The sequence below is a fragment of the Flavobacterium degerlachei genome (assembly GCF_900106645.1).
Taxonomy (GTDB): domain Bacteria; phylum Bacteroidota; class Bacteroidia; order Flavobacteriales; family Flavobacteriaceae; genus Flavobacterium; species Flavobacterium degerlachei.
The window spans coordinates 91503-104993 of the sequence record NZ_FNMV01000002.1; the positions used below are offsets into that span (position 1 = coordinate 91503).

General features: G+C 33.9%; 13 protein-coding genes and 1 pseudogene. 6 read left to right on the forward strand and 8 right to left on the reverse strand.

Annotated elements, in window-relative coordinates:
• Positions 1-18: 18 nt before the first annotated feature.
• The 3 genes from BLV91_RS02555 to BLV91_RS02565 all read left to right on the forward strand — a co-directional run bounded on the left by BLV91_RS02555 (position 19) and on the right by BLV91_RS02565 (position 3545).
• The gene (locus BLV91_RS02555; RefSeq protein ID WP_007138927.1) at positions 19-1200 is read left to right on the forward strand and encodes an acetyl-CoA C-acyltransferase; all 1182 of its coding nucleotides are present in this window, start codon (positions 19-21) and stop codon (positions 1198-1200) included.
• A 127-nt stretch (positions 1201-1327) separates the two neighbouring features.
• On the forward strand, positions 1328-1678 hold the full coding sequence (locus BLV91_RS02560) for a four helix bundle protein (protein WP_091429305.1): 351 nt from the start codon (positions 1328-1330) through the stop codon (positions 1676-1678).
• A 76-nt stretch (positions 1679-1754) separates the two neighbouring features.
• Positions 1755-3545 (forward strand): acyl-CoA dehydrogenase family protein, encoded by a 1791-nt coding sequence (locus BLV91_RS02565; protein ID WP_091429308.1) that lies wholly within the window; start codon positions 1755-1757, stop codon positions 3543-3545.
• A 171-nt stretch (positions 3546-3716) separates the two neighbouring features.
• Here BLV91_RS02565 and BLV91_RS02570 read toward each other — a convergent pair whose 3' ends face one another.
• The 5 genes and pseudogenes from BLV91_RS02570 to BLV91_RS17315 form a co-directional block, all read right to left on the reverse strand.
• Complete coding sequence (locus BLV91_RS02570; protein WP_091429312.1) at positions 3717-4169, reverse strand: copper resistance protein NlpE; 453 nt, start codon at positions 4167-4169, stop codon at positions 3717-3719.
• Between the two features lie 4 nt (positions 4170-4173).
• Positions 4174-4602, reverse strand: a complete 429-nt coding sequence (locus BLV91_RS02575) for an META domain-containing protein (protein WP_091429314.1) — start codon at positions 4600-4602, stop codon at positions 4174-4176.
• 391 nt (positions 4603-4993) lie between these two features.
• Positions 4994-5851 carry a universal stress protein gene (locus BLV91_RS02580; RefSeq protein ID WP_091429317.1) on the reverse strand — a complete coding sequence of 286 codons (858 nt, stop codon included), beginning with the start codon at positions 5849-5851 and terminating at the stop codon, positions 4994-4996.
• Positions 5844-7484: a BCCT family transporter gene (locus BLV91_RS02585; protein WP_091429320.1), complete on the reverse strand. Its 1641-nt coding sequence runs from the start codon at positions 7482-7484 to the stop codon at positions 5844-5846. Before BLV91_RS02585 ends, BLV91_RS02580 begins: the two co-directional genes overlap by 8 nt.
• 197 nt (positions 7485-7681) lie before the next feature.
• A pseudogene (locus BLV91_RS17315) lies at positions 7682-7738 on the reverse strand (GlyGly-CTERM sorting domain-containing protein); the annotation flags it as partial.
• Between the two features lie 469 nt (positions 7739-8207).
• On the opposite strand from BLV91_RS17315, the gene BLV91_RS02590 reads away from it, so the two are divergent.
• The 3 genes from BLV91_RS02590 (at position 8208) to BLV91_RS02600 (ending at position 10600) form a co-directional block, all read left to right on the forward strand.
• On the forward strand, positions 8208-8735 hold the full coding sequence (locus BLV91_RS02590; protein ID WP_091429323.1) for a superoxide dismutase family protein: 528 nt from the start codon (positions 8208-8210) through the stop codon (positions 8733-8735).
• Complete coding sequence (locus BLV91_RS02595; protein ID WP_091429325.1) at positions 8695-9318, forward strand: YdeI/OmpD-associated family protein; 624 nt, start codon at positions 8695-8697, stop codon at positions 9316-9318. Before BLV91_RS02590 ends, BLV91_RS02595 begins: the two co-directional genes overlap by 41 nt.
• A gap of 82 nt (positions 9319-9400) precedes the next feature.
• Positions 9401-10600 (forward strand): LETM1-related biofilm-associated protein, encoded by a 1200-nt coding sequence (locus BLV91_RS02600; RefSeq protein ID WP_091429327.1) that lies wholly within the window; start codon positions 9401-9403, stop codon positions 10598-10600.
• A gap of 33 nt (positions 10601-10633) precedes the next feature.
• On the opposite strand, the gene can is transcribed toward BLV91_RS02600, so the two are convergent.
• From can to BLV91_RS02615, 3 genes are all read right to left on the reverse strand, one after another.
• Positions 10634-11269: a carbonate dehydratase gene (can, locus tag BLV91_RS02605; protein ID WP_091429330.1), complete on the reverse strand. Its 636-nt coding sequence runs from the start codon at positions 11267-11269 to the stop codon at positions 10634-10636.
• 101 nt (positions 11270-11370) lie between these two features.
• The gene (locus BLV91_RS02610) at positions 11371-13026 is read right to left on the reverse strand and encodes a SulP family inorganic anion transporter (protein WP_091429332.1); all 1656 of its coding nucleotides are present in this window, start codon (positions 13024-13026) and stop codon (positions 11371-11373) included.
• 81 nt (positions 13027-13107) lie between these two features.
• Entirely contained in the window at positions 13108-13392 is a 285-nt protein-coding gene (locus tag BLV91_RS02615) for a hypothetical protein (protein WP_245709591.1), read from the reverse strand.
• Positions 13393-13491 lie beyond the last annotated feature (99 nt).

Sequence of the window (13491 nt, forward strand, 5' to 3'; positions counted from 1 at the left end):
TCTTAAAAAGAAAACATTATGAAAACAGCCTATATAGTAAAAGCATACAGAACAGCCGTGGGGAAAGCCCCAAAAGGAGTGTTCAGATTTAAAAGACCTGATGAATTGGCAGCAGAAACCATCGAATTTATGATGAATGAACTGCCTGATTTTGACAAGACTCGTATCGATGACGTTATGGTAGGAAATGCCATGCCGGAAGCGGAACAAGGATTGAACATCGCGCGTTTGATTTCCCTAATGGGATTGAAAATCGAAGATGTTCCTGGTGTAACGGTTAACCGTTACTGTGCGTCTGGATTGGAAACAATTGGGATGGCTACAGCCAAAATTCAATCAGGAATGGCACATTGTATTATTGCAGGTGGTGCTGAAAGTATGAGTTTCATTCCGATGGGAGGTTACAAGCCAACTCCGGATTATGCTGTTGCAAAAGCAGGAAACGAAGACTACTACTGGGGAATGGGTTTAACAGCCGAAGCAGTAGCGCAACAATTTAAAGTATCTAGAGAAGACCAAGATGAGTTTGCTTACAACTCTCATATGAAAGCCTTGAAAGCGCAAGCTGATGGTAAATTTGACAAACAAATTGTTCCTATCACGGTAGAACAAACGTTTATCAATGAAAACGGTAAAAAAGAAACAAAGTCATACGTAGTAAACAAAGATGAAGGACCAAGATTTGGAACTTCAAAAGAAGCATTAGCAGGTTTAAGACCCGTTTTTGAAGCTGGTGGAAGCGTAACAGCTGGTAACTCTTCACAAATGAGTGATGGTGCCGCTTTTGTACTTGTAATGAGCGAAGAAATGGTAAAAGAATTGAATCTAGAACCTATCGCTAGATTAGTAAACTTTGCCTCTGCAGGTGTTGAACCTAGAATCATGGGAATTGGACCTGTAAAAGCAATACCAAAAGTATTGAAGCAAGCAGGACTTTCTATAAATGATATTGACTTAATAGAATTAAACGAAGCTTTTGCCTCACAATCGCTAGCAGTAATAAGAGAACTTGATTTAAACCCTGATATCATCAACGTAAACGGTGGTGCAATCGCAATGGGACACCCACTAGGTTGTACAGGTGCTAAACTATCCGTTCAATTATTTGACGAAATGAAACGTCGTGGTAACAAATACGGAATCGTTACTATGTGCGTAGGTACAGGTCAAGGAAGTGCCGGGGTTTATGAACTGTTGTAAAGAAGAGTATAGAATAAAGAGCAAAGAGTAGAGAGTAAAGAATATAGATCATAGAACAGAGAATAAAGAATAGAGAGAACAGAGCAAAGAGTATAGAGAAAAGGATATTGTTTAAAAAAGACAGTGTATGCGCCATAATTATAAGAATTTAAAAATTTGGCAAATAGGGATCGAAATCGCAAATGATGTATCGGATATTCTTTTAGAGTTCCCAAAACATGAACGATTTGATTTGAGTTCTCAATTAAGCAGATGTTCAGTTTCAATTCCTAGCAATATTGCTGAAGGTTCGTCAAGAACTGATAAATCTTTTAGTCACTTTATAGATATCTCTTTAGGCTCTTCATTTGAACTCATTACCCAACTAATAGTTGCAAAGCATAGAAAATACATTAACGACAAAAAATTTAATAAAATAGAAACAAAAATAGAAGAATTTCAAAGAATGACTATGGGTTTTCAAAATGGATTGAAATAATGCTGTCGGCACTACTCACTAATCTATTTTCTATATTCTTTACTCTAAAATCTTTTATCTAAAAAAAACAAAAAAAATGAGCGACGTAACTAGAGGAGGTCAATTCCTTGTAAAAGAAACCAAGTGTGAAGACATCTTTACACCAGAAGATTTCAATGAAGAACAATTAATGATGCGTGACTCTGTAAAAGAGTTTGTAGACAAAGAATTATGGCCTAATAAAGACCGTTTTGAAAAGAAAGATTACGCCTTAACTGAAGAAACAATGCGTAAAGCGGGAGACTTAGGTTTCTTAAGCGTTGCAGTTCCTGAAGCTTACGGTGGAATGGGAATGGGATTTGTAAACACGGTTTTGGTTTGTGATTATATTTCAGGTGCAACGGGATCATTCTCGACTGCTTTTGGAGCACATACAGGAATTGGTACTATGCCAATCACTTTATACGGTACCGAAGAACAAAAACAAAAATACGTACCTAAATTAGCTTCTGGCGAATGGTTTGGTGCTTACTGCCTTACTGAGCCAGGTGCAGGATCAGATGCGAATTCAGGAAAAACAAAAGCTGTTTTATCTGAGGACGGAAAATCATATTCTATCACAGGTCAAAAAATGTGGATTTCGAATGCAGGTTTCTGTAGCGTATTCATCGTTTTTGCACGTATTGGAGATGATAAAAACATCACTGGTTTTATCGTTGAAAATTCTGATGACAATGGAATCTCAATGGGTGAAGAAGAACACAAATTAGGAATTCGTGCTTCTTCAACTCGTCAAGTTTTCTTTAACGAAACTAAAGTTCCTGTTGAGAACATGCTTTCTGAAAGAGGGAATGGTTTTAAAATTGCAATGAACGCGTTGAATGTTGGTCGTATCAAATTGGCTGCAGCCTGTCTTGACGCACAACGTAGAGTAATTACTAATGCAACTGTATATGCAAACGAAAGAATCCAGTTTAACACTGCAATTTCACAATTTGGAGCGATTCGTGCCAAATTAGCTGAAATGGCAACTTCTTGTTATGCTGGTGAAAGTGCTACTTATAGAGCAGCAAAAAATATTGAAGACAGAATCTCTGCTCGTGAAGCTGAAGGTGCTACGCATCAAGATGCCGAATTAAAAGGGGTTGAAGAATATGCTATCGAATGTTCTGTACTTAAAGTAGCGGTTTCTGAAGATGTACAAAACTGTGCTGATGAAGGAATTCAAATCTTTGGTGGAATGGGATTCTCTGAAGACACACCTATGGAAAGTGCTTGGAGAGATGCTCGTATCGCTCGTATCTACGAAGGTACTAACGAAATCAACAGAATGCTTTCAGTAGGAATGTTGATTAAAAAAGCAATGAAAGGTCATGTTGACTTACTTGGACCAGCTTCAAAAGTACAAGAAGAGTTAATGGGAATACCATCATTTGAAACTCCTGACTACTCTCAATTATTCGCCGAAGAAAAAGAAATGATTGCTAAATTGAAAAAAGCATTCTTAATGGTTGCAGGTGGTGCCGTTCAAAAATACGGACCAGACTTAGATGCACACCAACAGTTATTGATGGCGGCTTCTGATATTTTGATCGAGATCTATATGGCAGAAAGTACCATTTTAAGAACTGAAAAAATGGCCAAAAAAGAAGGTGAAGACAAAATACAAGAGCAAATTGCAATGGCAAAATTATACTTGTACCAAGCAGTGGATGTTGTGACTCTAAAAGGAAAAGAAAGCATTATCTCTTTTGCTGAAGGTGACGAACAACGTATGATGCTTATGGGCTTGAGACGTTTCACAAAATATACTAATATGCCAAATGTTGTTGGATTAAGAGAGACTATTACATCAAAATTAGTGGCAGAAAATGAATATTGCTTTTAAGCAAAAAGATAGTTTTTAGTTAAATTTGTTTAGAAAGCCGCAATCGACCCGATGATTGCGGCTTTTTAATTTCTAAACTCCACGGTTTTTATTTCAATTGAATTGGAACTGCTTTCTTGTAAAAAAATAAGCCCACGATCAAAATCATGGGCTCATTTTTTTTATTTAATTTTACTTCTTTAGAATATACATATCTGCTAATAAACCAGCAATTACTTTTCCATCCAAATCCAATTGCGTCAACGTATTTTCTCCTACTTTATATTGATAAGGTATTCCTTTTAAAGAAATAAAGGAGCCAGATTCATTCCAAGTAAAATCCCCTTTTTCCTCAAAAACATTTTCTTTCTCTTTACCCAAATATTTTGTTTTGAGAACAAAAGTCAGGTCTTTACTCAAGATTAGTTCTGTTTCAATTCCCTCACAATCTGCACAAGGAGTCATTCCTTTGTAGGTTCCTGACCAATCTAAAGCATTTTGAGAATTATGCATATCTGCTGTAATTTCATCAACAACATTTGTAATTGTATCTGTATCTATTTTTACTTCTTCCGTTTTTATTTCTTTCTTACAGCTAAAAAAGAACAATGAGACACTTAGCAAGGCAACTATACTTTTTTTCATAACTTTACTTTTTCTCAAAACGCATCATTGCGATGTCGTCCATCATTAAAGTTAATACTTTTCCATCTTTTGAAACAGAATAAGAATCTATTCTCTCAAGTGTTGTCATATAAACATTTTCACCTTCGCCTGGGCAAAACATTTTTGTAGCTCCCATTGGTCCTTTGAAATTAATTTTGTTGCCGTCAACAGCCAACGGTCCGAAGTAACTGTTACAACTGTTTTTCCCAAAGACTCTGCTCTCTTTCAAATCAAAAGCAATAGTTGGCTTATCATTAGGATACAACCCTTCAAAAGCTATACGTGGCCCTGATATGTAATTTAATTCCCAAAAGCCTTCAAGTGAAGTCATTTTACTGCTAGATGTTTTTACAGAATTACAAGAAATTAGTACCGAACAGAAAATGGTCAGTGACAAAATTAGTTTTTTCATGAGATTTATTTTTAGTATTTAAAGCAATAACATTGCCAAAATCATAACTGTTGTACATTATTATAAAAAAAAGACGTTTTAAAATTTAATTGCAATACCATCAAAATTAGTAGCTAAAAATTCGTTCTGCTTTTAAGCAAAAAGATAGTTTTTAATTGAATTTATTTGAAAAAGCCGCAATCGACCCGATGATTACTGATTTTTAATTTCTATAGTAGACGGTTTTTTTCAACGGAATTGAAACATGTTTATTCAAAAAAAAATGAGCCCACGATCAAAATCATGGGCTCATTATATTTATTAGGACATGAATGTTATTATTGAATTCAGCTTGTTTTATAAAACGTAAACTTACTAATATCAATGTCAAACTCTCCCTTATTTTAATCTATTACTTTACAATCCATAAAGGCACTTCCAGATCTTGATTAAAAAGTTCCTCAGTAACACTTCCTACAAGTAAAGAAGAGAAAGTATTTCTACCTTTATCTCCTACAATGATAAGGTCAACCTTAGCAGCTGCAGCTTTAGCACGCAGTTTCTCGGCAACCCCACTATCTCTTCCAGGAATAATTTCAGTAGTTAGTTCCCCTTTGTACCCCACCTTTTTTATAAATTTCTCATATTTTTCCTTTAGGTGATTCTCAATCTTCGTATCAAGGTGTTCCTTTGGAATATAAGGAGAGAATTGCAACGGCACATTGTAAACGTGTACTGCTTTTACTTTAGCTGCTGTACTTTTCTGCAAGCTTTCAGCCACTTCAAAAACTTTATTTGAAGCACTTGAAAAATCTGTTCCAGCCCAAATATTGCTAATAACTGGTTTCGCATTTTTAGGAATAGACAGAATATTACATTTTAACAAACGCAATAATTTTCCACTAACTACTCCAGTACCTTTTACCTTATTTTTATTTCCAATCAAAGCCAACTGAACCTCATATTTGTTGACGATATAATTGATCAAAGATTCTGAATAAGGGTCTTCAGAAATAAGCACTTCCCATTCTACTGAAGACTTAAATTTTTCTTCTACCTTTTCATTTAACTCGTCCCCTATTATTTCGTCAAGGTTAATATCCTTTAACTGCTCTTCAAATAATTCTGAGATCTCATATTTTTTGATATTATGTACAAAGTACACTTTTTTAACCTTAAGCGTATCTGCAATAAATGATGCATACTCAATTAGGGCGTTATCAATATCCGAAAGGTCTAAGGCGACCAAGATGTTTTTAATTTCAGTCATTATTGGGATTGTTTAATTTTGTTTTGCTAATACTATTTTGTTTTTTAACGATATCCGAAACTATTTCCTCGTAATTCTCAAGGTCTTTTTGCGATTCTCGTTTTTGTAATTTCTTCAGGTCTTCACTTAAACCTTTGTAAAGTGAAAAACACATGACTATTAAAATCACGGCAAAAGGCAATCCGGTAACTATGGTTGCGGTTTGAAGTGCCTGTAATCCACCACCTATTAATAGAACAGCAGCTACACCACCTTCAGCAAGTGCCCAAAAGATTCTTTGTCCTACTGGTGCATCAATTTTACCTCCAGAAGTTAAATTATCAACTACTAAAGATCCTGAATCTGAAGAGGTAATAAAGAATCCTGCAATTAAAATTATAGCGATAATGTTAAGGTAAAATGCGAAAGGATAATCTTCTAAAAACACAAACAGTGCAGTAGCAACGTTATCATTCACAGCATTTGCAATAGTATCATCACCCAGAAGTGTCATATGTAAGGCTGTGCTTCCAAAAGCTGTAATCCAGAAAAAAGTTACAAGAGAAGGCACTAATAAAACTCCCAAAATAAACTCACGTACTGTACGTCCTTTTGAAATACGAGCGATAAACATCCCTACGAAAGGCGACCATGCAATCCACCATCCCCAGTAAAAAACGGTCCAGGCATTTTGCCAGTTAGCACCCGTATAACTTTCTGTCCAAGTTGAAAGTTCTAGAATACTAGATAAGTAATTTCCTGTATTTTGTACGAATGATTTAAAAATAAAGATTGTAGGTCCTAATATCACAACTATTAGAAGAAAAGTCAATGCTATTCTCATATTCCATTCACTCAGGATTCGCACCCCTTTATCCACTCCTAAAACAACTGAAACGGTTGCAATTGCAGTTATTCCTGCAATTAAAAGAATTTGAGTTTGAACACCACTATCTATTCCCCAAAGGTGATTTAATCCTGCTGCAATTTGTTGAACTCCCATTCCTAAAGAAGTAGCAAGACCAAATAAAGTAGCAATTACAGCGAAGATGTCAATGGCATCTCCAATTCTTCCGTAAATTCTATCTCCTAAATAAGGATAAAAAATAGATCTGATCGTAAGTGGAAGCCCACGTGAATATGTAAAATAAGCTAAGGATAATCCTACCAGTGCATAAACTGCCCAGGCGTGAAAGCCCCAGTGCAAAAAGGTAAATCTCATTGCTTCCTTGGCTGCTTCAGCACTTCCGCCTTCTGCCATTGGTGGGCTTAGAAAATGATAAACGGGTTCTGAAATACTCCAAAACAACAATCCAATTCCCATTCCCGCACTAAAAAGCATCGCGAACCAAGACAGCGTTTTAAACTCAGGTTTAGCATTTTGCCCTCCAATTCTTAAGTGACCAAATTTACTGAAGGCCAGGTAAACCATAAATATCAAGAAAATATTGACACTTAAGATAAAAAACCAACCTGCTTTGTTAGCGACAAAATTCTGAATTGCAGTAAAAACGTGTTCTGCACCGTCTTTAAACATCAGTGTTAATGCTATTATGATGATGATGATAATCGCCGATGTAAAAAACACAGGCCCATTAACATCCAATCCAAATATGGATTTCCTCTCATCACTTCTTATAATCTTCTTAGCCATAAATCATTTTGTTATTTAATGTAATTTAATCTCTCTGAGGGGTTAAAACCCTCCATTTATATATAAAACCTAATAATAGTAACCAACCAATATTAATCTAAAAGCAGAAAAAACTGCCTCCCATAGTATTCAAAAAAAGGATGTACACTTCCTGCAGAGACTAAATCTCTGCTTACATTCTTATAAAAAACAGTAAATCAGGAACCTTTTTTGCGAAAAAAGCAAAATAACAGCATAACTAAAGACCAAAAGCCCTAGCGTGTATATAGAAAAAACTTAAATGAGTAAATGATTAAAGATCTTTAATCAATGTCAACCTGTTTAATTAAAAACAGTCTTAAAAAAGCAAAATATTGGACTGCAAATTTAGTCAAAAAAGAAGCCTAAACCGCCATAATTCCGTAATAGCAGTTATTTCAGAGAATATGACACTAAAAAAAACCTAATTTTATGTAATTTACATTTATTTTATTAAAAAAAGACATTATAACAGATCAAAAACTTCAAATTGAGCTAATTACCTTAACTATTGTCAAAACAAACCCTATTTCACTTTGACTTAAACGGCCTATATCGTTCTAAAACTACAACTAATTCCCTTTCGGCTTATAAAATTAAAAAAGGTTGTTTTTCTACATTCTTAATTCATATTTAACCCAACATTTTAATTTATGATGCTATTTTATATGTAATTTTATATAAAAATTGCAAAACACAAAAATCATGAAAAAAATCATACTCTCGACAGCAGTTATCATTGCAGTCCTTATTGGTTGTAAAACAAATAGCAACTCTACTGATTCTAAAAAATTAGAAATCACTTTTGAACCTAAAAGCGATAGTAATGTTTCTGGTACTGCCACTTTTGTAGAAAAAAACGGTAAAGTTACTTTTGTTGCGAAATTAGCAGGCTTACAGCCAGGAATTCATGCGATCCATATTCATGAAAAATCAGATTGCTCAGCAGCAGACGGAAGCTCTGCTGGAGGACATTGGAATCCTACATTCAAAAAGCACGGCAAATGGGGTATTGGAGAATACCACAAAGGAGATATTGGTAATTTTACCGCTGATGCAAACGGAAACGGAACTATTAGCTTAACAACGGACGAATGGAATATAGGTTCTGGCGATCCTACAAAAGACATTCTAGGAAAAGGATTGATCGTACATAAAGGAGCAGATGATTTTGTTTCGCAACCCTCAGGAGATGCAGGTGCAAGAGTCGCTTGTTCAGCAATTATTAAATAAAGAGAAAAACGATTTGGAAGAAAAGGAACTGCATTATTTCAAAAACGCAATAGAATGGCGGAATTGGCTTCATGAAAATCATATGAACTCCACAGGTATATATCTAATTTTTTATAAAGTAGACAGCCCATTTGAGAGTATGCGTTGGGAAGAAGCCGTTCAGGTCGCTATTTGTTACGGTTGGATTGATTCTACAGTAAAAAGATTAGATTCCGAAAAGAGAAAGCAAGTATTCACACCAAGAAAAGATAAAAGTGTTTGGAGTAAACTCAATAAATCATACGTCGAAAAACTACTTCTTGAAAATCTGATGCATGAAAGTGGATTAAGCAAAATTGAAACTGCCAAAATAAATGGTTCTTGGACTTCGCTAGATGAAGTAGAAGATTTAATTGTACCATCCGATTTAAAAATCGCATTCGACGACAACAAAATTGCCTTTGAAAACTATCAGGCTTTTAGTCCATCGTACCGGAAAAGCTACTTATACTGGCTCAATCAGGCTAAACGAGAAGCAACCAGAAACAATAGAATTATAGAAATAATCAATTGCTGCAAAAACAATATAAAAGCAAGAAATTAACAGCAATTTAAACATTAATTGAAGCTTCCTTTTTTAAATAAATTCAAAAATAGACTTAGCTTTACATTTTTAAAATAAAACAATGATTAACCCTTCGGCAACAGGTTGGATAGACAAATATTTTCTTAAACAAAAACTAACGGAACAAACTGTATACCAGAGTCCCGAACTGTTTTATCACAATATCAGAAAAACAGGTTTTATATATGGTCATATTGTTTCATTCGAGACAAACGTCCCAATTGAAACTAAAGGTTGGGTGCAAAATGAGATCCCTAAAGTCGCATTACTAAATACCTTAAATGCCATTTATAGCTTAACAACCCAGGAAACTAATCCCGCCGCCTTCATAGCAAAAGTTTTGGGTTTTTATGACGAAATGAATCCACAAGGATTTAGCTTGTTCAAAAAAGTACTACCTAATGGTTCACCTTCTTTAAATTTGGAAAAAATAATTGATGAAAGAGTTCAAACCAATATCGATATTATTAGTAAGAACTTTTCGCATATTGTAACTAATGCGTTACTCTTTATTGATGTTTTGGCTTTTCGCCAATATTTAATTCATGGATCTATTCCTGAAAAATACCTTAAAAAAATTGAGGAAGCTGTTATCAGTATTGTTTCACTTGCATTGAAAACCAAAACCAATAAATCAAATTACGATGATTTATTAATTAAACTTTTTGAAGCCTCAGTTCGCTACAGTAAATTTTCAAAAATAAACACTCAAAATCTGGAAGAACTTGATTTAAGCTATTTCAATTCCGAACTGGAAAAGTTTTACCTGATTGACATGGCCGGAATGGCGTTATGGAGTGATGGGAAAATTGAAAATGAGGAAGTGTACTTTTTACATAAATTGGCTGAACAAATTTCAGTACCCGATGACTTTGTAACCGAGAGCATAAAAAACACTGATGAATTTATTACAAATCATAAAAAAGAGATTGCCTACTTTAATTATTCTAACCCCGTTAAGCATTTCTATGACCAGGCTACACAAAGTGTAATTACACCAATAAGCCGCAATAAAAACAGACTGGTTAAAGAAATAATCCAAAGTAAAGAGTTAATGATTTTATTAGCTATTTCTACACGCCGAGATTTGGACGAAAAAGAAAAGAAAAAAGTAAAAAAGCAGTTATTAGATATTTGTAAATCTGTTCCCTCATTAACTATATTTCTATTGCCTGGAGGAAGTCTTTTACTCCCAATATTAATTAAGTTTATACCCAAACTATTGCCTTCGGCTTTTAACGAAAATTTAGATATAGAATAAAAAAAATCCGCTTTTCAGCGGATTTTTTTTTATTTAAAACTGTAATTGAAAGACTTCATCTAAATCTTTATTGGAACTTATGTTAACACCCAAGTCAGTTACAAAACCAGAATTCAATCCGTAAACCCAACCGTGGATACTTAGTTCTTGACCGTTTTTCCATGCCGACTGTACAATCGATGTTTTTGATAAATCAAAAACTTGTTCTTTAGCGTTAATTTCAACAAAAGTATTAAAACGTTCTGTTTCATCTTCAATTGAATCTAAATACGCATTATGCAAGCGATACACATCTTTAATATGACGAATCCAGTTGTCAATAATTCCTATCGACTGGTTTCCCATTGCAGCTTTTATACCACCACAACCATAATGACCACATACAATAACATGTTTTACCTTCAGAATATTAACAGCATAATCTAATACACTCAACATATTCATATCAGAATGTACCACCATGTTAGCAATGTTCCTGTGTACAAAAACTTCACCTGGTTTAGCACCTATGATTTCATTTGCAGGAACACGACTGTCAGAACATCCTATCCATAATAATGGTGGTGTTTGCCCTTTGGCTAAGTCTGCGAAAAAATTAGGGTCTTTTTCTAAAGCCTTTTCAACCCACTCCTTATTATTATCTAATATTTTTTTATAAAAATCACTCATTAGCTTATTTTTTAAATATCCAAGTCAGTATTTAACCTTAAAAACAGTGTAAAGAAAATCCTTTTTCAGGTTTAAATTACATGACCTCTTCTTTTTTTATATTATTCTTGGAAAACTTCTTTTACAACTTCTTTCTTAACCATAACTCTTTTAGCAACATCATAATAATGCTCAAAAGAAACATGGTTTGCAACATCAGGACTATTGTCAAGATCGTAGGCATTTTTAAAGCCTTTAAGCTTCACTTTGATGTTTTCATCAATTGCCCTTGTTTCTTTAAATTCTCTAATGAGATCTAAGATATCATGCGCTATATAAACAGTATCATGCGCGTTTATAATCACTTTAGAATTTTCTGGAATGTCATTTAAAGTACTTTTTATTGCAGCTTTATTTAAGAACGACACTTCTTGAGCTAAATCAATATGAATGATATCTCCATCTATATACTCTTCCTTTTTGAAACTGTAAGCTCTTTTTAAATTTCCTTTTAGAATAAAAATAATACTAATCACAATTCCCAATAGTACCCCTTTTAACAAATCTGTTGTTACAACAGCTACTAAGGTAGCAATAAAAGGTATAAACTGGTATTTCCCTTTTTCCCAAAAGTGCTTAAATGTTGCTGGTTTTGCTAATTTATAACCTACTAAAATTAGTATCGTAGCTAAGGTTGCTAATGGAATTTTGTTTAACATAACCGGTATAGCTAGTACACTGATTAACAATAATACACCATGAATTATAGTAGACATTTTAGATTTTGCTCCAGCATTATTATTTGCTGACGAGCGCACAACAACAGAAGTCATTGGTAATCCACCAATAAGCGAACTTAACATATTACCAATACCTTGAGCTTTAAGCTCAACATTTGTATCAGTATATCTTTTTTGAACGTCCATTCTATCGGCAGCTTCGATACACAATAATGTCTCTATAGAAGCTACTATAGCTATTGTTAAACCTACTATCCAAACTTGTGGGTTAAGAAAACCTGAAAAATTAGGCGTTACAATGATTGACTTCAATTCATCCAAAGATGTAGGTACAGGTAAACTAACAAGGTGCTCATTAGATATTGCCAAAGAACTTCCTGTACTAATAAAAATTTCATTTAAAACTATTCCAGAAATTACTGCTATCAAAGCACCTGGAATTAATTTTAATTTCTTTAAAAAAGGAACTTTATCCCAAGAAATTAGAATAATTAAAGATATCACAGTGATCACAATTGCTCCCATTTGAATGTGATTAAAAACTTCGAATAAGGAAGAAAAAGAATTATCTCCATTACTTTGAATAAAGGACTGATCCCCTTCAAAATCGGCATCATAACCAAAAGCATGTGGCAGTTGTTTTAAAATAATGATAATTCCAATACCCGCAAGCATCCCTTCAATAACATTAGTAGGAAAATAATTTGAAATACTTCCTGCTTTAATAAACCCTAGAGCAAGCTGAATAAGCCCCGAAATAAAAACGGCTGTTAAAAAAATATCAAAAGCACCAAAATCAGTAATTGCGGTCAATATAATTGCCGTTAAACCTGCTGCTGGTCCTGAAACACTGATGTGAGATTTACTTAAGAAACCAACTACGATCCCCCCAATAACTCCTGAAATAATTCCTGAAAATAACGGTGCACCAGAAGCCATTGCAATTCCTAAACACAAAGGTAGCGCCACCAAAAAAACCACTAGACCAGATGCGAAATCAGACTTAAGGTTGGCAAAAAGATTAATTTTTTTTGTCATAATACTATAATAAATTATATGTAAACTTGTTACATTGAAAAATGTAACAAGTTAATTTTTTTTGAAATATAATCGGAAGTATTATGCCAAATCTGGCGGGGGACAGAATATACTAGCAGTAACATTATCGTGTTTAGATAAATTTTCTGAAAGTATAAGGCTTGATTTATTGTTTTTACCAATTAAGAATCCAACTTGAATTTCGTCGTAGCGAGTAAAAACTTTGATTTCTTTTTGAGTGTGCTCTTCTTCTGAGAGACTAAAAAATCTTGAGGTATCGCATGATTTTTTTACCATAGTCACAACCGTAGGCGTTGCCAAAAAGACTATAAATAAGAATAAAAATATGCGAGCTATTAATTTCATTAGCACAAAAGTAAATTTTAACTTAGAGAACCAATAGGAACTCTACGAAAATTCATAAAAATTTAACATTTAAAAAAACAGCAGCATTCTAATTTACTA

Coding starts and splice junctions, on each gene's coding strand:
- BLV91_RS02555 (WP_007138927.1), top strand. CDS start 19: ATGAAAACAGCCTATATAGTAAAAGCATACAGAACAGCCGTGGGGAAA.
- BLV91_RS02560 (WP_091429305.1), top strand. CDS start 1,328: ATGCGCCATAATTATAAGAATTTAAAAATTTGGCAAATAGGGATCGAA.
- BLV91_RS02565 (WP_091429308.1), top strand. CDS start 1,755: ATGAGCGACGTAACTAGAGGAGGTCAATTCCTTGTAAAAGAAACCAAG.
- BLV91_RS02570 (WP_091429312.1), bottom strand. CDS start 4,169: ATGAAAAAAAGTATAGTTGCCTTGCTAAGTGTCTCATTGTTCTTTTTT.
- BLV91_RS02575 (WP_091429314.1), bottom strand. CDS start 4,602: ATGAAAAAACTAATTTTGTCACTGACCATTTTCTGTTCGGTACTAATT.
- BLV91_RS02580 (WP_091429317.1), bottom strand. CDS start 5,851: ATGACTGAAATTAAAAACATCTTGGTCGCCTTAGACCTTTCGGATATT.
- BLV91_RS02585 (WP_091429320.1), bottom strand. CDS start 7,484: ATGGCTAAGAAGATTATAAGAAGTGATGAGAGGAAATCCATATTTGGA.
- BLV91_RS02590 (WP_091429323.1), top strand. CDS start 8,208: ATGAAAAAAATCATACTCTCGACAGCAGTTATCATTGCAGTCCTTATT.
- BLV91_RS02595 (WP_091429325.1), top strand. CDS start 8,695: ATGCAGGTGCAAGAGTCGCTTGTTCAGCAATTATTAAATAAAGAGAAA.
- BLV91_RS02600 (WP_091429327.1), top strand. CDS start 9,401: ATGATTAACCCTTCGGCAACAGGTTGGATAGACAAATATTTTCTTAAA.
- can (WP_091429330.1), bottom strand. CDS start 11,269: ATGAGTGATTTTTATAAAAAAATATTAGATAATAATAAGGAGTGGGTT.
- BLV91_RS02610 (WP_091429332.1), bottom strand. CDS start 13,026: ATGACAAAAAAAATTAATCTTTTTGCCAACCTTAAGTCTGATTTCGCA.
- BLV91_RS02615 (WP_245709591.1), bottom strand. CDS start 13,392: ATGAAATTAATAGCTCGCATATTTTTATTCTTATTTATAGTCTTTTTG.